The following is a 19,956-nucleotide window of genomic DNA, read 5'->3' on the forward strand; positions in this document are numbered from 1 at the left end:
GCCGCCGTACAAACCATACAGCGGCTGACCACATGATCCTATTCAAAATAACCTGCCGGGAACTCACAACCCTCTGATAAAAGAAATCGCATCCCGGATCCCAGCCACATAAACCAATTTAATTCCTTTAATACTCTCTGTAGCCGTCCGGTTCACCTCAGGAAGTATCACCGTCTCAAACCCAAGCTTTTTCGCTTCCTGCACACGCTGTCCGGCCATACTCACTGCACGAACCTCGCCACTCAGACCAATTTCACCAAACGCCATCACAGAATCCGGGATCACGATCTCCTTCGCACTGGAAATAATAGCAAGACAAATACCCAGATCGATCGCCGGCTCTGTCATCTTCATGCCACCCGCAATATTCACATAAGCATCCGAAGCAGCAAGATGAACTCCCGCCTTCTTCTCCAGAACCGCCATCAAAAGATTCACACGATTAAAATCCGTACCAACTGCTGTTCTTCTCGGAATTCCAAAATTACTCTGACACACCAGAGCCTGAATCTCCACCAAAATCGGTCTCGTCCCCTCCATAGAACATGCAACAACAGACCCCGAAGCATTCTCCGGTCTTCCATTCAAAAGGAACTCGGAAGGATTCTTCACTTCTTCAAGTCCGGAATTCTGCATCTCAAAAACACCAATTTCATTGGTAGAACCAAAACGATTTTTCACCGCACGCAGGATCCGGTAAGAAGCATGCCTGTCTCCCTCAAAGTAAAGCACAGTATCTACCATATGTTCCAGTACACGAGGACCTGCCACATTTCCCTCCTTGGTCACATGACCCACGATAAAAATGGACACTCCCATACCCTTAGCGATCTGCATCAGTACATTGGTAGATTCCCTCACCTGAGAAACACTTCCCGGTGCAGACGAAATATCTTCATGAAACATCGTCTGGATAGAATCCACAACAGCTACATCTGGTTTCGTCCGCTCAATGATCTCCCGGATATTTTCAAGATTCGTCTCACAGAGCAGTTTCAGTTTATCATTAAACGTTCCAAGCCGATCTGCCCGGAGCTTGATCTGTCTGAGAGACTCCTCACCAGAAATATACAAAACAGAAATCCCCTGTGAAGATAAATTTCTGCACACCTGCAACAACAATGTAGACTTGCCAATACCAGGATCTCCACCTACCAAAACAAGGGAGCCGGGGACGATTCCGCCTCCCAGCACCCTGTCAAGTTCACCGATTCCACAGCTCTGACGTTCATCTGAAGAAAGACTGATATCTTTCAGAACTACAGGCTCCGTTTTCTTTTGTGTAGTTTTAATACTCCCTGAGGAAGATTTTTTGGAAGAAACCGTTTCCTCCACAAAAGTATTCCATGCCTTGCATGCCGGGCACTGCCCCATCCACTTGGCTGATTCATACCCGCATTCCTGACAGAAATAAACCGTTTTTTTATTTTTTAGCATTTTACAATTTTAACTTCTGCTTTGGTGTTCGCATCCAGTTCAACACTGAAAGAAAGCTTGCCGCCCAGGTTTGTGGTCATTGTACCTGTACTTACATCATCAATAAATACCTGATACTCTGTCTCAGCTTCCAGTTCAACAGTAATCTGAGAATCCTCAAAGCCCTGAACCTCAAAACTCATTGCTGTTCCATCCTGCTGAAGATGGAACACACTGGTTCCCGGAACAGACTCATATACGAACATTCCATTACGCTCAAGTTTGGTGATCTCCTTATATGTTTTTACTTTATACATATCTCCCTGATACTGATAATCCGACAATTTGGATTTCTGATTTAATTCATAATCTCCAAAACTGATAGTCCCATTATCTTCTGTGCGGATCAATTCCTGTACCACTGCCATGATCTTATGTCCTCCTGAAATCTTTCGTTGTATAGTTTTAATTTTGTTAATTATAACTTATTTCTGTTTTTTTGGCTATAGAAAGTAATAAAATTCTTACGCTTTCTCCGCATCTTTTACTTCAAAGTAGATTTTCTTGTCTTTGACCTTCACCTGTACGGTATCACCGGCTTTGATCCGACCTTCAAGGATTTCTGTTGCCATCTCATCCTCAATCTTTGTCTGGATCGCACGACGCAGCGGTCTTGCACCGTATTTACTGTCAAAGCCTGCATCTGCGATAAGATCTTTAGCTGCTCCGGTAACTTTCAGTATGATATCCAGCTGTTCCTGACAGCGTTTTTCCAGGTTTTTCAAAAGAATAGTAACGATCTTTCTGATATTTTCTTTATTCAGAGAATGGAATACCATGATCTCATCGATCCGGTTCAGAAATTCCGGCTTAAACATCCGCCGCACTTCTTCCATCACTCCGGACTTCATCCGTTCATAATCACGCTTTTCCGTATCTCCGGACATAAATCCAAGATGTTTCGGTTCCATGATCATCTGCGCACCTGCGTTAGAAGTCATGATAATGATCGTCTGCTTAAAATCCACTTTTCTGCCTTGAGCATCTGTAATATGACCATCATCAAGTACCTGCAGAAGAATATTAAACACATCCGGATGAGCCTTTTCAATCTCGTCAAAAAGAATGACACTGTATGGATTTCTGCGCACTTTTTCGCTGAGCTGTCCACCTTCTTCATAGCCTACATATCCGGGCGGCGATCCGATCATTTTAGAAACACTATGTTTTTCCATATATTCGGACATATCTACACGGATCATTGCCTGCTCACTTCCAAATACAGCTTCCGCCAGCGCTTTGGAAAGCTCCGTTTTTCCCACTCCGGTAGGTCCCAGGAATAAGAAAGAACCTATAGGCCTTGCGGGATCCTTTAATCCTACTCTTCCCCTTTTTACCGCACGGGCAACTGCAGAAACTGCCTCATCCTGTCCGATCACACGTTTTTTCAGAACCTTTTCCAAATTTGCAAGCCTACGGGATTCCCCCTCTGTCAGACGCTGTACAGGTATTTTTGTCCAGTCAGACACAATACCGGCAACTGCCTCTTCATCAACTGTAAGTGGATTTTTCCGATTTTTCCGCTCCGCCTTTCTTCGGATCTTTTCCAATTCTGCTTCCGCCTCATTCTGCTTTGCCTGTGCTGCTTTTGCACCTTCAAGATCTGCATTTATGACTGCCTGTTCTTTTTGTTTCAAAATATCGTGGATCTCTCTTTCCAGTGCTTCTGCTTTCGGAGACGGACGATATCCCGCCAGTTGTACTTTCGACGCTGCCTCATCAATAATGTCAATGGCTTTATCCGGAAGAAACCGGTCATTGATATAACGAACGGACATTTTTACAGCCGCCTCAAGGGCCTCATCCAGAATCTCTACATCATGATGTTTTTCATAATATGGGCGCAGCCCCTTCAGGATTTCAACAGCCTCCTCTTCTGTAGGCTCTTCCACGATGATAGGCTGAAAACGCCGTTCAAGCGCTGCATCCTTTTCAATGTATTTCCGATATTCTTCCAGTGTCGTTGCTCCGATCAGCTGGATCTCTCCACGGGAAAGAGACGGTTTCAGGATATTGGAAGCATCCAGTGCACCTTCCGCTCCACCTGCTCCGATGATCGTATGGATCTCATCAATAAAGAGCAATATTCCCTGCTGTTCGCTTACCTCATCGATCACATTTCGGATACGTTCTTCAAACTCACCGCGATATTTACTTCCTGCGACCATTCCGGAAAGATCCAGAACTACAACCCGCTTATCCTTCACAGTATCCGGTACCATTCCTGTGACGATCCGCTGTGCAAGTCCCTCTACGATAGCCGTTTTTCCTACTCCCGGCTCTCCAGTCAGGCAGGGATTGTTCTTTGTTCTTCTGCTCAGGATCTGGATCAGTCTGGCAATCTCTTTATCCCTTCCCACTACAGGATCCAGCTTACCTTCTTCTGCCATAGCCGTCAGATCTCGGCTATACTGATCCAGAGTTGGTGTTACACTGCTGTTTCTTCCCTTTGAAGCTTTTACAGCCTGGAATTCTTCCGCAATGGCATCGCTGTCCATTCCCATAGCTGTCAGCACTGCCGCATAAAGCTTCTGGATATTTGCACCCATTGTGTACAGCAGTCTGGTACCCACACAGTCTGTTTCTTTCAACATTGCCAGCAGAATATGTTCTGTCCCGACTTCCTCAAAACGCATGGATTCTGCTTCTGCATATGCACCCTCAAGAACTCTTCTGGTTCTCGGACTGAATCCCGGTTTCTGTGAAACAGCCGTATTTCCCGGCGGTGCGATCAGTTTATCGATCAGAGCCATCGCTTTATCAGCCTGGATCCCAAACTCCTCCAGAACTCTTCCTGCTGTGCCCTCCTTTTCTTCTACAAGCCCGACCAGCAGATGCTCCGTGCCGATATAACTATGTCCGCAGGAGCTGGCTGCCTCTTTTGCCAGAGCAAGAACATTCTCTGCCTGTTTTGTATATCGTTCCTGCATGATGTCTCCTCCTATCTGTCTGTGTCATACTCGTCAAAAATCTCGTCCACCAGCTGATGGACTTCTTCTCTTGTTACATTTTTACAGCATCCCCATGCCATTGCTACTGTCAGATTCTGTTTCATTTCTTCCAGTGCTCTGACCTTATCTGCATCTATGGAGATCACCGCTCCCTTTCGCCTGTCAATAGTCACAAAGCCTTCCTGACGAAGCAGCGCATATGCCTTATTCACAGTATGCATATTGATTCCTGCAATGCTTGCAAGCTGCCGTACAGAAGGCAGAGTATCCCCTTCATGAAGCCTTGATGTAGCGATCCCCATTATGATCTGATTGGTGATCTGCATATAGATTGCCTCATCACTGTTAAAATCGATTTCTATCACCATAGGGTAATCTCTCCTCTACAACAGCAAAAGGCTGCACAGTTTCATCCTGGCAGCCTGCTGTGATTTTTGTTTTTATTTACTGATCCCTGCAATCTTCTCTATCTGTTCTTTGTTAAGAACCAGATTAAATCCCATTGGATTTACCACATAAGCGTTTGCCTGCGGAATCATCAGGCTCGGAAGTTTATCTATAGTCACTTTCGCAACACGGAGATTCTTGCCTCTTCCAAATTTCTCAAATTCCATAACATCTGTAAACACAGGCTGCATGATCTTATCCTCTTTATTTTTCAGATACGGAATATGGAGCTTTCCATCTTCTTCCTGCTCTGCATTGATTGCGATCAGAAATTCTGCCTTACGCAGGTTAGCTATCAGCTCTTCTTCCAGCTCACGGATATTTTTGTGCTCTTCCTGTTTTACCGGACGACGCAATTCCTGCATAAAATAGATTCCGGAAAGTTCAAGAGACGGGTTCAGAAGCGGTCTCTTTGACGGCTCGATCTTACTCATATCTCTCTGGTTTGCGATCTTTCCGATCTCAATCTCGATCTTCTCTTCTCCGTCGATCCAGATCACACTGTTCACTCCGATCGCGTACAGCGTACCATACAGTCTTGGATAGTCTTTTTTCTCATATTTCATGCCCATAAGAAGGATCTTATCCTCAAGGAGCTGTTTACCATATTCTTTGATCTCTTCTTCTGTGGCAAAAATCCTTGCCTGGTCATTAAATGTTTCTTCATCACAGGTCACATATGGAAGTCTGGTTGCCTGTGAATATGCAACAAATACTTCCTCCCTGTTTCTGAGCTCATGGATTGCTTCTTCTACACTGATTCCCATTTTTCTGTCCTCTCTGCCTCATCACTTGGATGCGACACCTCATCAAGGAAAATGGTTGGTTCCTGTTGTGCCCTGTCAGCATCCAGCTTTTCATGTTCGTAACTACTCACTGTGTTTCATAGTTGTTACTATTGTACAATGAAATCCCTGTTTTCGTCAAGCTGTGCCTGTGAAAAATGACCAACTTAAGCCTCGTCGATAGCTTTTCCGATATCGTGACGCATATACTTGTTTGCAAAGCTGATCCACTCTGTAGCAGCATATGCATTCTTTCTGGCTTCTTTTAATGTCTCTCCTTTGGCAGTGATGCCAAGAACACGCCCACCGTTTGTAACGATCTCTCCATCTTTAAATTTGGTTCCCGCATGGAAACAGTAGTATCCGTCTTTGTCCTTAAAATTCTCAAATCCATGGATTGGGATACCTTTTTCGTATTTTACCGGATATCCATCACTTGCAAGAACAACACAAACTGCTGCATTGTCCTCAAATTTCAGATCGATCTGATCAAGTTTGCCGTCTACACAGGCTTCCATTACTTCAATGATATCATTCTCCATACGCGGAAGAACAACCTGTGCCTCCGGATCCCCAAATCTTGCATTATATTCCAGAACCTTCGGGCCATCTGCAGTAAGCATCAGTCCGAAGAAAATGATTCCCTTAAACGGACGTCCCTCTGCTGCCATGGCATCTACTGTTTTCTGATAAACATATTTCTTACAGAATTCATCTACTTCCGGAGTATAGAACGGACTTGGAGAAAATGTTCCCATTCCGCCTGTATTCAGTCCCTGATCCCCATCCTTCGCACGCTTGTGATCCTGTGCGGATGTCATGGTACGGATCGTCTTTCCATCTACAAAAGAAAGTACGGAAACCTCACGGCCAGTCATAAATTCTTCAATTACCATGGTATTTCCGGCATTTCCGAATTTTTTGTCTTCCATGATCTCTTTTACGCCAGCTTCTGCCTCTGCAAGATCCTGGCAGATCAGAACACCTTTTCCAAGAGCAAGGCCATCTGCCTTCAAAACGATCGGGAATTTTGCCTCGGTCCTTAAATATTCCAGAGCTTTTTCCGGATCATCAAAATTCTCATAAGCAGCTGTAGGAATGTCGTATTTTTTCATAAGATCCTTGGAAAAAGCCTTGGAGCCTTCCAGAATAGCAGCATTTTTGCGCGGTCCGAACACACGCAGTCCCTCTGCCTCAAATACATCTACGATTCCGCCCACAAGAGGATCATCCATTCCCACGATAGTAAGATCGATCTCTTTTTCTTTGGCAAAGGCTGCCAGTTTTTCAAACTCCATTGCTCCGATATCTGCACATTCCGCATACTCTGCGATTCCTGCATTTCCAGGTGCACAGTAGATCTTGTCAACTTTCGAGCTTTTTGCAACACTCCATGCAATTGCATGTTCTCTTCCGCCGCTTCCTACGATTAATACTTTCATCTGTTTACTCCTTTGTTTCATCTGTCTGCTGATTACTTTAAAGAAACAATTCCATCTGTCACTGTGATCTTGTCATTGGCGATAAGATTGATTGCTTCCGGAAGGATCTTCCACTCCGCTTTTTCCATTACACGTCTCTGAAGCTCCTTGGATGTATCTCCGTCTTTTACCTTTACTGCCTTCTGAAGAATGATCGGACCTGTATCCGTTCCGGCATCTACGAAATGAACCGTAGCGCCTGTTACTTTCACTCCTCTTGCGAGAACTGCATCATGAACCTTAAGTCCATAAAAACCTTTTCCGCAGAAAGACGGGATCAGAGATGGATGGATATTGATGATCTTGTTGGGATACGCTTCCACCATCATCGGAGGGATCGCAACCAGATATCCTGCAAGAACAATCAGGTCTACCTCTTTTTCCTGAAGCTTCGCCAGTAATGCTTTATGGAAAGCTTCTCGGTCCGGATAGTCTTTCGGTGCGATGCATACCGCCTCTATATCATGCTTTCTGGCTCTTTCCAGAGCATAAGCGGAGGCATTATTACTGATCACGATATCCACTTTTGCATTTGTGATCTCTCCTGCATCAATAGCATCCAGGATCGCCTGAAGATTCGTTCCCCCACCGGAAACAAGAACACCGATCTTTAACATAAGGTCACTCCCTTTTCTCCCTCTTCAATGGATCCTACCACATATGGCTTATCGCCGGTTTTACGGATAGCTTCCATTGTTTTGTCAACATCTGCAGGATCTACTGCCAGGATCATTCCAAGACCCATATTATATGTATTATACATCATATGCTCATCAATATTTCCTTTTTCAGCAAGGAGCTTGAAGATCGGAAGTACCGGATAGCTGTCTTTTTTGACAACAGCTCTGGTTCCCTCTTTCAGCATACGTGGGATATTCTCATAGAATCCACCCCCTGTGATATGGCTGCATGCATGGATCTTCACACCAGACTCTCGGATGCTCTTCAGCGCTTTTACATAGATTCTGGTCGGTGCGATCAGTGCCTCTCCCAGAGTTGTTCCAAGCTCTTCATAATAAGTATCCAGAGACTCTTTTGTCATGTCAAATACTTTACGTACAAGAGAAAATCCATTACTGTGAACTCCTGTGGAAGCCATACCGATCAGGACATCTCCTGGTTTCAGGGCCTCTCCTGTAAGAAGATCTTTTTTGTCAACGACTCCTACTGCAAATCCGGCAAGGTCGTACTCATCTTCCGGCATAAGTCCAGGATGCTCTGCTGTCTCACCACCGATCAGAGCTGCCTCAGACTGTACACAGCCCTCTGCAACACCTTTTACGATCTCTGCGATCTTTTCCGGATAATTTTTGCCGCAGGCAATGTAGTCCAGGAAAAACAATGGCTCGCCGCCTGCACATGCAATATCATTTACACACATGGCTACAGCATCGATTCCGATGGTATCATGCTTGTCCATAACCATGGCTACCTTAACCTTGGTTCCACATCCGTCTGTTCCGGAAACCAGAGTAGGCTCTTCCATATCTTTGAATTTCTCCATGGAAAATGCACCTGAGAATCCACCGATTCCTCCAAGTACCTCCGGTCTCATTGTCTTGGCAATGTGCTTTTTCATCAGCTCTACTGATTTGTATCCTGCCTCAATATCTACGCCTGAAGTCTTGTAATCCATAATGTCCTCCTTATGACAACACCTTTTTATTTTATGGTAAAAGATTTATTTAGTAATTTTTGTATCCAACTTCCTGAAGCCTTGCGTCTTTCTTCTCAACCTGCTCCTTCAGATCCTGACTGTAGGCTTTCAGTCTGGAAAGAAGCTCTGCATCGGAAGTTGCAAGGATCTTGGCAGCAAGAAGTCCCGCATTGGCGCCACCATTGATCGCTACTGTGGCAACCGGGATACCGCTTGGCATCTGTACGATTGAGTAAAGGGAATCTCGTCCTCCCAGAGAGGTTGTATGCATCGGAATACCGATCACCGGCATTGGAAAGATCGCTGCGCACATTCCCGGAAGATGAGCTGCCATTCCTGCGCCTGCGATGATAACTTTGAAGCCTTTTTCTTCTGCTGTCTTTGCATACTCGAAAAATACATCCGGTTCTCTGTGTGCGGAAATGATCTTCATTTCATAATCAATCCCCAGTTTCTCCAGGATATCTGCTGCTTTGCTCATAACCGGCATATCTGAATCACTACCCATTACAATTCCTACTTTTGCCATTGTGTTCTCCTTTCATGGTACACTAACTGAATATTAGCCTGTGTCCTTTGACTATTGTTATGGTTATTCTACGTATATTCTCACTTTCTGTCAATACGATCGGAAAAACTGTAAATTTACTAATTAACTTATATTATTATTTAATGGAAGATTCTCAAAAGGACGGTTTAATTCCTCTGTTCCCGGAAGAACAAACCTTCCGTTTTCGATAATAGAAAGCATTTCTCCCTCATCATCGATCACACGGATACTTCCAAGCTCATCATAGGGAATGGTAATATCTGTATGACAGCCATAATAAGCAAGGCTTACGTCATCTTTTCGCATCTCGGAAATCTCATTATCCCTGGCGATGATCTCTTTTCCATCCGGATTATATACCGGTGTATCCTCTGCCCAGCTGTAACAGGTATCGCCCACAGCAAAATGCGGTCCCATTTTTTCTGCGATCAGGATCGGAAGCTTATCCGCAATTCCGTATTTCAGCGCCGCCACATAAGCTGTGGTATTTGTACCGATGGCAAACTCTCCCATGGGGATCTTCGGATGGTGGTGGAGGATATTATCTTCAATATATTTCCGGTTCTCTTCTTCGGTTTTAAAATTCGAGCAGGTGTAATCAATAACCTGGCCGCAGTCAAATACCAGTTTCAGATCCCGGAACTGAAGACCGTTCAGATATACTTTTTTCACATGAAGGATTCCGCCTGTGCCTGCCAGCTGCGGAGATGTAAAGACTTCGCCCACCGGAATGTTCACATCTGCCACACAGTTCTCAAAATTCGTCTGTTTCTCCGGATCTGTCAGCTCATGAAGATGGATCAGAAGATCCGTCTCATTGTCTCCACGTCCTTTGACTTCCACCCACTCACAGGTATCCAGGGTATTGATGATCGTCTGCTGGATTTCCTGATAGAGATGGTAATCCAATGTATTGATCTTTACGATCTCACGGAAAATTTCCTCATAATTTCCACCAATCTCAGGAACCGGATATGCAATGATCGTAAAACTTCTCTCATCACCTTTGATGTATCGGTTTACGATCTGTCCGGATTCATTGTCAAGTTCTGTCTGAAGCTTCTGCTGTGTCTCGCTTAATGCATAAGCTTCCGGTTTACTTATCGGAGAGAAAGGATTTTCTCCAAATGTATCAATGCAGGCCGGACCGCCATGTACTTCTGCCAGTTCTCTGTACTTCTCATAGGAGGTCTGCATAGCACGAAGTTTTCGCTGAACAAAATCCCCATCCAGGAACAATGCACTGTCCTGACGATGATCGTAATCGTACTGCGGATTGGCAACGCCGCCTGTATAGCCTACTCTCACGGCGCCTCTCTTATTTACCACATGCGTTGCATGGCGATAGATTACCGGCTTCAGACCTATTTTTTCAAACTGGAGGATCGCTGCTTTTACCATCCGTTCAAAACCAAGACTATATCGGATATTTACTGTTTTCTTTTTTGTGATATCCTTCCGTCCGGTGATAAATCCGATCCGATAGCCTTCTGTATAGGTAGAAGCCATCTTATCGATCTCTTCCTGAGAAAGGGAGTTCAGAAACTCTGCAACTCCTGTTTCATTCTCTGAAACAAACTCGCCATAGCGATACAGATATCTCAGATCCGAAAGATCCGAATTCATGATGATATCTGCTGCAAAGTCAAGCTCCGGATCTACACCTTCCCGTATCCTCTGCTCCATCATATCCTGGCAGTAATCATTTACATAGGAACGGAGAATCCCCTCCACTGTTGCCGCCTCTGGAAGTTCTTCCTCACAAAATGCAGAATATACTTCCAGAAACAGTTCCATGGATACAGTCATATCCCACAGCCTTTTCTCATGAGCATAAGCTACAGTTCCTGCGATCTCTGCATACAGAAAACTGAAGGCTTTTCCATATTCTCCCATCTGCTGTACTGCATACGCCGGATTTCCATAGCTGCTTTCATAATTTTCCGGGAGGATATCCTGATAAAAGCAATGATTTCTCTCTTTCAACGCCTCCATCGTAAGCTCTGCTGCGCTCTCATCCATCACATCTGCTGCCATGGAAAGAAACTTTGCCCTGTTTCTGAAAAAATCTCCAAACGGTTTTTTTACGGTTTCTTCTGTTATGATCTCACGGATCCGTTCCTTCGCAAGTCCATAACGTTCTTTCATGCATTCTTCCAAGACTTCATCTCCCATCTTTTTCATCATTGATCACATGCCCCAGGGCAATGTGTTTGTCAACGAGTTCTTTCATATATTCCCAGATCACTTCAGAACCCTCTCCTGTTTTCCGGTTTCTCTTATAAATCTGACTTTTCTTCACCTGATGCTCTTCCCAGCTTTTTCCGTTGGAAGCATCATTTAGAAACAATGGCTGACAATTATCTAGCACATGGGCAAATTTCGCCTCCGGGGTTTCGTAAGCCTCAAACTCCTCCCATAATGCTTTTAACCACTGTCCCTGATCTTCCGGCAATAGTCCATAGATCCGTTCTGCTGCCTGCTTCTCCCTGTATTCCTTGGTTGTCGCTCCTTTTTCATCATATGCATAGGTATCACCTGCATCGATCTCTACCAGATCATGCGCCAGTACCATAGGAATCACCTTCGAAAGATCCACTTCCTCATTGGAATATTCCTTTAAAAGCACTGCCATCAACGCCAGATGCCAGGAATGCTCCGCATCATTCTCTTTCCGCTTTCCGTCTGCAAGATATGTCTGACGAAAAATATTCTTGACTTTATCTATTTCCATAATAAAGTCCAGCTGTTTTTTTAAGCGTTCTTTTTTATCCATCTGTTATACCCCCGATAAAAAAAGTCCCAGCCAGATAACCAGGATCACTCCATTCAAAATAGACCCGACCATGCTCGTCCTGTGTTTCCGGTTTTCTTCCGAAAAGCTGGAAAGCCCCAGTGTAAAGCCATATGCAGAAAGTAGCATGGCAAAAAGCCCGGTTCCGCCGATCAGGCCCCCGAGCTTTCCATCAAAAAAGAGTGCAAGCACAACTGCCGCGATAAACAGCACGAGGGAAGCCGCCGCAAGTCCTACAGACCATTTTCCCTTGGAAGCTTCTCTTTTTTTTGCAAATGCATATCTATATCTTCTTGCCATTAATTTTTCTCCTAATCCTGTCGCAGACTGCATAAATCCCATATCCAAGCGCTGCGCCCAGAGTATTCAATATCATATCATCCACATCAAAGCAGCCAACTTTTGTAAGCAGCTGGATCACTTCTATCGTCAGACTGATAAAAAAGCCGGATAATATGATAAAAAAGCCATTTCGCATTTTTCCGGTTATTACCGGAAGAATAAATCCGTATGGCACAAATCCCAGCACATTTCCAAAAACATTTGTGAAAAGCGCAAATGTACCCACTATTTTTCGATAAGTCCAGAAACGCCTGATCTCCACAAACGGAACAAGATTGTAACGGTATTCTCTTTCTGCATCCGCCACTCTTCCGTATCCTTCCGAAAAGAACAGAAGATACACAAGAACAAGAACATACAATACAAAAAAAGCTGTCCCGAGTTTTTTTACTCTGCGTTTTGTCCCTTTTTCCAATATTCTCCCCTGCTTAAATAGTCCGAAAAGCCACACGGAACAACGTGCGGCTTTTCAGATCATATTAGATTAATATCTCTGATTTTCTTCTGAGCAGTCTCGCACCGTTCACGATCATCAGAATTCCTGTGACAAGTCCCGTCACCAGAACGACAATACCGAGTGCAAGGCTTCCCGCCCCGCTGCTCGCCATAGTTTTATAAATTTTTTCATTCATAAGGCTGCGTCCTCCCAGTAAAAGCGGACCTTCGGAATCCGCCGCTCTTTTATGACCTTTTATAACAATATTATTCTGCGCCGTACTGGTCATAATATGCATCAATGGCAGCTTTCAGCTTATCATCGATCACAACACGGCCTTTGTATTCTTTGTTGTAGAGATGCTCAACAACCTCCGCCATAGTTACAATAGCTGTAGTCTGAAGGCCGTAGGTTTCCTCGATCTCTTTGAGCGCACTCTTTGTTCCCTGGCCACGTTCCATACGGTCAACAGAAACCACAAGACCTATCGGATTTACATCTCCCTGCGCTTTGATGATCGGAAGTGTTTCTTTAATGGATGTTCCTGCAGTCGTAACATCCTCAATGATCACTACCTTATCCCCATCCTGGATCGGGCTACCAAGAAGAATTCCTTTATCTCCGTGGTCTTTCACTTCCTTACGGTTGGAACAGTAACGGATATCCTTTCCGTACATTTCACTGATTTCCATAGTTGCTGCTACAGAAAGCGGAATTCCTTTGTATGCCGGTCCAAACAGCACATCAAAATCCAGTCCGAATTTGCTTTCTATCGCTTTTGCATAATACTGTCCCAGCTTGCGAAGCTGCGCACCGGTACGGTAAAATCCTGTATTTACAAAAAATGGTGTCTTTCTTCCTGATTTCGTAGTAAAATCTCCAAATTTCAGGACATTACAGTCAATCATAAATTCAATAAATTCCTGCTTATACTGTTCCATTTATCTAATCCTCCATGTTTTTCATATATACGACAAACCCAGGATCCACACTCTGTTACAATCCCAGTGTAAAATCCCTTTATTTATCCTGTTAATTCTAACATATGAACAACAGAATTGCAAATACGGCAATCCTCCGTTATTTCACTACTCCGATCAGCTCATTGATGTCTTCCACTTTCTGTTTTTCAAGAAATGCCTGAATACCATCTGCGATCTCCACAGTGGCATAAGGGTTAAAAAAGTTTGCAGTTCCCACAGACACTGCAGTAGCACCTGCCATAATAAATTCCAGGGCATCCTCAGCAGTTGCAATTCCCCCCATACCGATGATAGGAAGGGATACTGCATTTGCCACCTGATATACCATACGGACAGCTACCGGTTTTACTGCAGGACCGGACATTCCACCAGTTTTATTTGCCAGTGCAAATGTACGTCTGTTGATATCGATCTTCATTCCTGTCAGGGTATTGATAAGAGAAAGAACATCTGCGCCGCCAGCTTCTGCTGCTTTCGCCATCTCGGTAATATCGGTTACATTTGGGCTCAGCTTCATGATCACCGGCTGTTTTGCATATTTCTTTACTTCTTTTGTGATCTCTTCAAGAGCTTTCGGATTCTGACCGAAGGCAATTCCGCCTTCCTTGACATTCGGGCAGGAAACATTAATCTCCAGCATATCCACAGGCTCATTTCCAAGGCGTTCTACAACCTCACAGTAATCCTTTGCAGATTTTCCACAGACATTGACGATGATCTTTGTATCATATTTTTTAAGGAACGGAATATCTCTTTCACAGAAAACATCAATCCCCGGATTCTGAAGACCAATGGCATTGAGCATTCCGGATGCTGTCTCTGTCACTCTCGGTGTAGGATTTCCCGGCCACGGTACATTTGCCACACCTTTTGTCACAACTGCGCCAAGTCTGTTCAGATCCACAAATTCACTGTATTCCGCTCCGGAACCAAATGTTCCGGACGCTGTCATCACCGGATTCTTAAGTTCTACGCCGGCAAGATTTACATTCATTCTGCTCATAGCTCTACCTCCGTGCTCAGGAATACAGGTCCGTCTTTACATACTCTCTTGTTATGGACATGAGAATGAGAATCCACATCTTTGGATTTGCACACACAGGCAAGACACGCGCCTACGCCACAGGCCATACGCTCTTCCATGGAGATCCAGCACGGAATTCCTTTTTCAAGGGCATATGCCTTGATGGCACGGAGCATCGGGGCAGGTCCGCAGGCAAAGATCGCATCTGCCTCAAGATCGTTCTCACGGATGGCATCCATAACATTTCCCTTTGTTCCTGCAGAGCCGTCTTCTGTTGCCACATAGACATCTCCATAAGCTTCAAATTCCTTATTTAAAAACAGCTCATCTCTGTATCCGAGAACCATGATCTTTTCTGCGTCCAGCTGTTTAGCAGTTTCCAGCATTGGCGGGATTCCGATTCCTCCACCCATGAGAAACACTTTTTTGCCTTTTACTGCATCCAGCGGAAAACCATTTCCCAGAGGTCCCATAGTCTCAATGGGGACCCCTGCATGAAGTCTGGAAAATTCCTCCGTACCGGTTCCTTTTCCTGTAACGCGATATACCAGTCTCAGTTTTCCTTCTGCTTTATCGATCTCACAGAGACTGATGGGTCTTGGCAGAAGCTTACCGCCATTGCGGCTGTAAAGTGATACAAACTGTCCCGGCACTGCATTTTTTCCAATCTCACCTGCATCCAGCCACATACTGTAAATATCTGTACCAATACATTCCTGGCTGAGTATCTTACAGGGCTTTTTTGTTTTTTTACTTTCTGATATACTCATAAAATGCCTCCTGTATTATCTGTTCTCCAGCGCACCGCTGATATCCGCGATCATATCTTTTACTGCCGCTCTGGAAGCATCTGCGTAATTTTCAGCGCCAAACTCTTTATATTTCTCCTGCTTATATGCAGCGATGATTCCTCTGGAAGAGTTTACGATAGCACCAAGTCCGTCCTCATTAAAGAAATGGACAAGATCTGCGCCTTTTCCACCCTGAGCACCATATCCGGGAACAAGGATAAATGTCTTCGGCATGATCTTTCTTAATACCTTTCCCATTTCCGGATAGGTCGCACCTACAACAGCACCAACATAACTATATCCATCACCCATAAGCTCTTCGCCCCACTGTGCAACCTTCTCACCTACCAGCTCATAGAGCGGGCGACCGTCGATGACACGATCCTGGAACTCACCACTTGATGGATTGGAAGTTTTGACCAGAACAAAGATACCCTTTTTCTCTTCCTTGCATACATCCATAAAGGGTTTCACACCATCAGAACCAAGGTATGGATTGACTGTTGCAAAATCCTCATCAAAACCTGCATATTTTTTTGAGCCTACCTGAGCCTGTCCCAAGTGACCAACTGCATATGCTGCAGATGTGGAACCGATATCACCTCTTTTGATATCACCGATCACAACCAGATCTTTGGATTTACAATACTCAACCGTTTTCTTGTATGCGATCAGTCCCGGGATACCAAACTGCTCATACATGGCGATCTGTGGTTTCACTGCCGGGATCAGATCAAAGGTCGCATCCACGATTCCTTTGTTATACTGCCAGATTGCTTCTGCAGCGCCCTCCAGAGTCTCCCCAAACTCTGCAAAAGCCTTTTTCTGGATATGCTCCGGAATATAATTCAGCATAGGATCCAGTCCTACAACGATTGGTGCATTTGTTTTGCGGATATTGCTGATCAGTTTGTTAATCATGATTCTTTCTCCTCCTGGTTATTAAATACAATTTTTCCGTCACAGATGGTATAAAGCACTTTTCCCTTTACTTTCCAGCCATCAAACGGTGTGTTATGTCCTTTAGAAACAAATTTATTTTTATCGATAGCATACTCCTGCTCCGTATCCACGATGATCACATCTGCCGGATGGCCTTTCTGGAGAGTTCCTCTGTCAAGCCCGAGGATTTTCGCCGGATTCAGGCACATCTTCTCAACCATCTGTTTCAGTGTGATCACATCTTTTTCCACCAGCTCTGTATAGGTGAGCGGAAGGCTTGTTTCCAGACCTACGATCCCAAATGGTGCATTCTTCATAGAACCTGTTTTTTCCTGTGCACTGTGCGGTGCATGGTCCGTGCTGATCACCTCGATGGTACCGTCCTTCAGGCCCTGTTTCAGTGCTTCCACATCCTTCGGTGTACGGAGCGGCGGATTCATCTTGTAATTCGGGTCATCTGTTTTAATATCATCGGATGAAAGGATAAAATGGTGCGGGCATACTTCAGCTGTGATATTGTCGTATCCTTTCTCTTTTACGATCTTCATCATCTGGGCATCCCCATAAGTGGAACAGTGGCAGAGATGAAGATGGACTCCTGTCTCCAGCGCCAGAATGATATCTCTGGCTGTAATGGTATCTTCCACTGCATTGCAGATTCCGGGAAGCCCCAGTCTTTTGGCGTTCTCATCCTCATTCATGCATCCATCTCCACGCAGATCGATATCTTCACAATGGTCAAAAAACGGCACGCCACATTCTGCTGCGATCCTCATTGCTTCTTTACAAAGTGCTGTATTCATCACAGATTTTCCATCCTCGGATACTGCCGGGATCCCTGCTTTCACCATTCCGGCAATATCTGCAAGTTCAGTACCTTTCTCTCCCATAGTGGCTGCACCTGCCTGAAGTACATGAATACCGGAAACCTGCGCCGCCTTGTTATGTACATAGTTTACCCGGTCCGGATTATCAATAGTGGGAGTTGTATTTGGCATAGCAACTACAGTTGTCACACCACCACGTGCTGCCGCAGCAGCACCACTCTTGATATCTTCCTTATGTGTCTGGCCCGGATCACGAAAATGGACATGAAGGTCGATAATTCCCGGCATGACCAGCTTTCCTTTCGCATCGATCACACGGTCGCCGTCTTTCTTTTTCAGCTTCTGGCCTATTTCCGCAATGATTCCGTCTTCCAGATAAATATCGCCTGTTTTATCCGTATCTGTAGCCGCATCCACGATCCGGCCTCCTCGAATCAGAATCCCCATTTCTGTTCTCCTCTCATCCTGTATTTTCAAAGCAGATCCTTCAATCCGCTTGTATTCTCCTATATCATACACGAAATCTCTCTATTTATAAAGATTTTTTTTACAAAGCAATTTCGCCTCTTTTTACACCCCGGAATTGTTGGAATTTTCTCCTTGACATTTCAAAACACGGGTTATATAATCAGAGCATGGCAAAATATTTAATGTAAAATCACTAGTTTTTAGAGATTATATTTACATGAATATAGTCTGTAAAATCTGGTGATTTTTTATTATCATCAGAAGGCTATTTTAATTTTTTTTATTTTTATGGAGGTAACACAAAATGAACAAGGGAACTGTAAAATGGTTCAACGCAGAAAAAGGTTATGGTTTTATCACAGGTGAGGACGGACAGGATGTATTCGTACACTTCTCCGCTATCAACGGTGAAGGCTTCAAATCTCTTGAAGAAGGACAGGCTGTATCCTACGACTTAACAGAGGGCGCTCGCGGAATGCAGGCTGCTAACGTTACAAAGTTATAATTCTATAACCATAAAAAACGTATAAGTCAAAACGGGGCTGCTTTATGGCAGACCCGTTTTTTATTGCATTGTATTTATCCTGTATATAAAAATCCCCGGGATGCTTCAACACATCCCGGGAACCCATCATTTCATATGTGTTTTCTATTCCGCACTGTCTGAAGATAATCCGGAAATATAATCTGTCAATGCAGAAGTATCCATCACAGTATCCACCTTCACACTGGCTTCCTTCGCCTGGATCTTGGCATATGCGGAATATCCGATCCAGCCTACAAGCAGAACCGCGATGAGGATCCATGCCGCCATCTCAAGTACAAATTCTGCGCGTTCCTTCTTCAGGGCACTGTTTCGCGAGTATTTGTTGTTTTTATATTTGTCAACTTTCTTCTGGCTCATTGTCTTTCTCCTTTGCCGCTTCAGTACTTCGTTCATTATAGCACACTTGTTTTCAAAAGAAAAGCGGCAACTCCCTGAAGAAATGTGATAATTTTCTGAACTGGAGATTTTCTCTGATCAGACTGCTACGATAACGCCACCATCGTTGGCATACATACTGCTGACACCGGCAGTATCCATAACTACGATCTTTGCTGGGTGCAGTTTCTCACGGATAGCCTCCTCCAGCATCTTCGCTCTTTCCGGACAGTTGCAATGAGTGATGGCAACTGTCTTTTCCGGGATGTTGATCCCCTTCTCTCCAATGTGATCCACCATTTTTACGATTGCTTTATTCATGCCTCTGGCCTGATCCAGCTGACAGATCGTTCCTTCCGGAGTAGCTCCCATAACCGGCTTGATCTTCAGTGCACTGGCCACCAGAGCTTTCACTCTGCCCAAACGTCCGTTCTTGCGCAGAGTTTCCAGATTCTCCAACACAAAAAATGTGTTCATCTCTTCAATATATTTCTCTACTTCACTTACTACTTCTTCAAAAGAAAGTCCCTTTTCTTCACACTCCACGATCTTCATGGCAATCAGACTCTGACCACCGGATGCAGATTTGGAATTAAATACATGAACCTTTTTCTCCGGCTGCTCTTCCAGGAACAGGTTTTTTCCAAGAATCGCACTGTTATAGGAACCACTCAATTCTGCCGATAGCGTCACCGCATAAATGTGTTCCGCATCACACTCATATGCCTTCATATAGCGTTCCGGAGAAGGGCATGCAGACTTGGGGCATTCCGGGCAGGCCGCAACCTTCTTTAAAAAATCTTTCTGATCGAAATTCTCATCATCTATAATATTCTCACCGCCCACTGTCAGCGTCAGTGGTATGGATTCAATCCTGCCGTCATTTTTCCATTCATCTAAAAGCTCCCCACAGCTATCTATCGCAATCTTATAGCTCAATTATATCGTCCTCTTTTCCATTATATGTAGTATTCAATACCACATCTATCGTATCACATAAACAGATATTTGAAAAGAGTTTTTTAAAAAGTCTGTCCTTTTTTCTTTATCTGAGATATAATGTCTACACGCGATCACATA

At 44.4% G+C, this 19,956-nt stretch carries 22 protein-coding genes; 1 reads left to right on the top strand and 21 read right to left on the bottom strand.

Annotation, left to right across the window (positions count from 1 at the left end; all coding sequences use genetic code 11):
* Positions 1-63: 63 nt before the first annotated feature.
* From radA to CCC17_RS09775, 19 genes are all read right to left on the bottom strand, one after another.
* Positions 64-1,437, bottom strand: a complete 1,374-nt coding sequence (gene radA, locus CCC17_RS09685; RefSeq protein ID WP_021650957.1) for a DNA repair protein RadA — start codon at positions 1,435-1,437, stop codon at positions 64-66.
* Entirely contained in the window at positions 1,431-1,844 is a 414-nt protein-coding gene (locus tag CCC17_RS09690; RefSeq protein WP_015525913.1) for a hypothetical protein, read from the bottom strand. Before CCC17_RS09690 ends, radA begins: the two co-directional genes overlap by 7 nt.
* Positions 1,845-1,940: 96 nt before the next feature.
* Positions 1,941-4,406, bottom strand: a complete 2,466-nt coding sequence (locus CCC17_RS09695) for an ATP-dependent Clp protease ATP-binding subunit (RefSeq protein WP_015525912.1) — start codon at positions 4,404-4,406, stop codon at positions 1,941-1,943.
* Between the two features lie 11 nt (positions 4,407-4,417).
* The gene (locus CCC17_RS09700) at positions 4,418-4,795 is read right to left on the bottom strand and encodes a GntR family transcriptional regulator (protein ID WP_015525911.1); all 378 of its coding nucleotides are present in this window, start codon (positions 4,793-4,795) and stop codon (positions 4,418-4,420) included.
* A gap of 72 nt (positions 4,796-4,867) precedes the next feature.
* A complete protein-coding gene (locus tag CCC17_RS09705) occupies positions 4,868-5,641 on the bottom strand; it encodes an SseB family protein (RefSeq protein ID WP_015525910.1) in 774 nt (257 codons plus the stop codon).
* A gap of 185 nt (positions 5,642-5,826) precedes the next feature.
* Positions 5,827-7,101, bottom strand: a complete 1,275-nt coding sequence (gene purD, locus CCC17_RS09710; protein ID WP_059085166.1) for a phosphoribosylamine--glycine ligase — start codon at positions 7,099-7,101, stop codon at positions 5,827-5,829.
* 32 nt (positions 7,102-7,133) lie between these two features.
* A complete protein-coding gene (purN, locus tag CCC17_RS09715; protein ID WP_015525907.1) occupies positions 7,134-7,757 on the bottom strand; it encodes a phosphoribosylglycinamide formyltransferase in 624 nt (207 codons plus the stop codon).
* On the bottom strand, positions 7,751-8,776 hold the full coding sequence (gene purM, locus CCC17_RS09720) for a phosphoribosylformylglycinamidine cyclo-ligase (RefSeq protein WP_015525906.1): 1,026 nt from the start codon (positions 8,774-8,776) through the stop codon (positions 7,751-7,753). The genes purN and purM overlap by 7 nt, the downstream gene beginning before the upstream one ends.
* Positions 8,777-8,825: 49 nt before the next feature.
* A complete protein-coding gene (purE, locus tag CCC17_RS09725; protein ID WP_015525905.1) occupies positions 8,826-9,326 on the bottom strand; it encodes a 5-(carboxyamino)imidazole ribonucleotide mutase in 501 nt (166 codons plus the stop codon).
* Positions 9,327-9,449: 123 nt separating this feature from the next.
* Entirely contained in the window at positions 9,450-11,531 is a 2,082-nt protein-coding gene (locus CCC17_RS09730; RefSeq protein WP_412913178.1) for an aminopeptidase, read from the bottom strand.
* Complete coding sequence (locus tag CCC17_RS09735) at positions 11,512-12,123, bottom strand: HD domain-containing protein (protein ID WP_118752432.1); 612 nt, start codon at positions 12,121-12,123, stop codon at positions 11,512-11,514. The genes CCC17_RS09730 and CCC17_RS09735 overlap by 20 nt, the downstream gene beginning before the upstream one ends.
* Before the next feature lie 3 nt (positions 12,124-12,126).
* Positions 12,127-12,441, bottom strand: a complete 315-nt coding sequence (locus tag CCC17_RS09740) for a hypothetical protein (protein WP_015525901.1) — start codon at positions 12,439-12,441, stop codon at positions 12,127-12,129.
* On the bottom strand, positions 12,425-12,898 hold the full coding sequence (locus tag CCC17_RS09745; RefSeq protein ID WP_022426214.1) for a VanZ family protein: 474 nt from the start codon (positions 12,896-12,898) through the stop codon (positions 12,425-12,427). The genes CCC17_RS09740 and CCC17_RS09745 overlap by 17 nt, the downstream gene beginning before the upstream one ends.
* 64 nt (positions 12,899-12,962) lie before the next feature.
* Positions 12,963-13,115 (bottom strand): hypothetical protein, encoded by a 153-nt coding sequence (locus CCC17_RS09750; RefSeq protein ID WP_022426215.1) that lies wholly within the window; start codon positions 13,113-13,115, stop codon positions 12,963-12,965.
* 70 nt (positions 13,116-13,185) lie between these two features.
* Positions 13,186-13,860, bottom strand: a complete 675-nt coding sequence (pyrE, locus tag CCC17_RS09755) for an orotate phosphoribosyltransferase (protein WP_015525899.1) — start codon at positions 13,858-13,860, stop codon at positions 13,186-13,188.
* A 139-nt stretch (positions 13,861-13,999) separates the two neighbouring features.
* Positions 14,000-14,905 carry a dihydroorotate dehydrogenase gene (locus CCC17_RS09760; protein WP_015525898.1) on the bottom strand — a complete coding sequence of 302 codons (906 nt, stop codon included), beginning with the start codon at positions 14,903-14,905 and terminating at the stop codon, positions 14,000-14,002.
* On the bottom strand, positions 14,902-15,696 hold the full coding sequence (locus CCC17_RS09765) for a dihydroorotate dehydrogenase electron transfer subunit (protein WP_178529108.1): 795 nt from the start codon (positions 15,694-15,696) through the stop codon (positions 14,902-14,904). The genes CCC17_RS09760 and CCC17_RS09765 overlap by 4 nt, the downstream gene beginning before the upstream one ends.
* Positions 15,697-15,711: 15 nt before the next feature.
* Positions 15,712-16,638: an orotidine-5'-phosphate decarboxylase gene (gene pyrF / locus CCC17_RS09770; protein ID WP_287083015.1), complete on the bottom strand. Its 927-nt coding sequence runs from the start codon at positions 16,636-16,638 to the stop codon at positions 15,712-15,714.
* A complete protein-coding gene (locus CCC17_RS09775; protein WP_015525895.1) occupies positions 16,635-17,933 on the bottom strand; it encodes a dihydroorotase in 1,299 nt (432 codons plus the stop codon). Before CCC17_RS09775 ends, pyrF begins: the two co-directional genes overlap by 4 nt.
* A gap of 325 nt (positions 17,934-18,258) precedes the next feature.
* Here CCC17_RS09775 and CCC17_RS09780 point away from each other — a divergent pair, with 325 nt between their 5' ends.
* On the top strand, positions 18,259-18,459 hold the full coding sequence (locus CCC17_RS09780; protein ID WP_015525894.1) for a cold-shock protein: 201 nt from the start codon (positions 18,259-18,261) through the stop codon (positions 18,457-18,459).
* A gap of 144 nt (positions 18,460-18,603) precedes the next feature.
* Here the strand turns inward: CCC17_RS09780 and CCC17_RS09785 are convergent, their stop codons facing one another.
* Complete coding sequence (locus CCC17_RS09785) at positions 18,604-18,858, bottom strand: hypothetical protein (protein ID WP_015525893.1); 255 nt, start codon at positions 18,856-18,858, stop codon at positions 18,604-18,606.
* Positions 18,859-18,975: 117 nt separating this feature from the next.
* Positions 18,976-19,815: a DegV family protein gene (locus CCC17_RS09790; RefSeq protein WP_021650968.1), complete on the bottom strand. Its 840-nt coding sequence runs from the start codon at positions 19,813-19,815 to the stop codon at positions 18,976-18,978.
* Positions 19,816-19,956 lie beyond the last annotated feature (141 nt).

Origin of the sequence: Blautia sp. LMAG:36 (assembly GCF_008680535.1) — a bacterium.
Taxonomy (GTDB): domain Bacteria; phylum Bacillota; class Clostridia; order Lachnospirales; family Lachnospiraceae; genus Blautia_A; species Blautia_A fusiformis.

Bases quoted from the DNA above. Each gene is read 5' to 3' on its own strand.
- radA (WP_021650957.1), bottom strand. From the start codon at position 1,437: ATGCTAAAAAATAAAAAAACGGTTTATTTCTGTCAGGAATGCGGGTAT.
- CCC17_RS09690 (WP_015525913.1), bottom strand. From the start codon at position 1,844: ATGGCAGTGGTACAGGAATTGATCCGCACAGAAGATAATGGGACTATC.
- CCC17_RS09695 (WP_015525912.1), bottom strand. From the start codon at position 4,406: ATGCAGGAACGATATACAAAACAGGCAGAGAATGTTCTTGCTCTGGCA.
- CCC17_RS09700 (WP_015525911.1), bottom strand. From the start codon at position 4,795: ATGGTGATAGAAATCGATTTTAACAGTGATGAGGCAATCTATATGCAG.
- CCC17_RS09705 (WP_015525910.1), bottom strand. From the start codon at position 5,641: ATGGGAATCAGTGTAGAAGAAGCAATCCATGAGCTCAGAAACAGGGAG.
- purD (WP_059085166.1), bottom strand. From the start codon at position 7,101: ATGAAAGTATTAATCGTAGGAAGCGGCGGAAGAGAACATGCAATTGCA.
- purN (WP_015525907.1), bottom strand. From the start codon at position 7,757: ATGTTAAAGATCGGTGTTCTTGTTTCCGGTGGGGGAACGAATCTTCAG.
- purM (WP_015525906.1), bottom strand. From the start codon at position 8,776: ATGGATTACAAGACTTCAGGCGTAGATATTGAGGCAGGATACAAATCA.
- purE (WP_015525905.1), bottom strand. From the start codon at position 9,326: ATGGCAAAAGTAGGAATTGTAATGGGTAGTGATTCAGATATGCCGGTT.
- CCC17_RS09730 (WP_412913178.1), bottom strand. From the start codon at position 11,531: ATGAAAAAGATGGGAGATGAAGTCTTGGAAGAATGCATGAAAGAACGT.
- CCC17_RS09735 (WP_118752432.1), bottom strand. From the start codon at position 12,123: ATGGATAAAAAAGAACGCTTAAAAAAACAGCTGGACTTTATTATGGAA.
- CCC17_RS09740 (WP_015525901.1), bottom strand. From the start codon at position 12,441: ATGGCAAGAAGATATAGATATGCATTTGCAAAAAAAAGAGAAGCTTCC.
- CCC17_RS09750 (WP_022426215.1), bottom strand. From the start codon at position 13,115: ATGAATGAAAAAATTTATAAAACTATGGCGAGCAGCGGGGCGGGAAGC.
- pyrE (WP_015525899.1), bottom strand. From the start codon at position 13,860: ATGGAACAGTATAAGCAGGAATTTATTGAATTTATGATTGACTGTAAT.
- CCC17_RS09760 (WP_015525898.1), bottom strand. From the start codon at position 14,905: ATGAGCAGAATGAATGTAAATCTTGCCGGCGTAGAACTTAAGAATCCG.
- CCC17_RS09765 (WP_178529108.1), bottom strand. From the start codon at position 15,696: ATGAGTATATCAGAAAGTAAAAAAACAAAAAAGCCCTGTAAGATACTC.
- pyrF (WP_287083015.1), bottom strand. From the start codon at position 16,638: ATGATTAACAAACTGATCAGCAATATCCGCAAAACAAATGCACCAATC.
- CCC17_RS09775 (WP_015525895.1), bottom strand. From the start codon at position 17,933: ATGGGGATTCTGATTCGAGGAGGCCGGATCGTGGATGCGGCTACAGAT.
- CCC17_RS09780 (WP_015525894.1), top strand. From the start codon at position 18,259: ATGAACAAGGGAACTGTAAAATGGTTCAACGCAGAAAAAGGTTATGGT.
- CCC17_RS09785 (WP_015525893.1), bottom strand. From the start codon at position 18,858: ATGAGCCAGAAGAAAGTTGACAAATATAAAAACAACAAATACTCGCGA.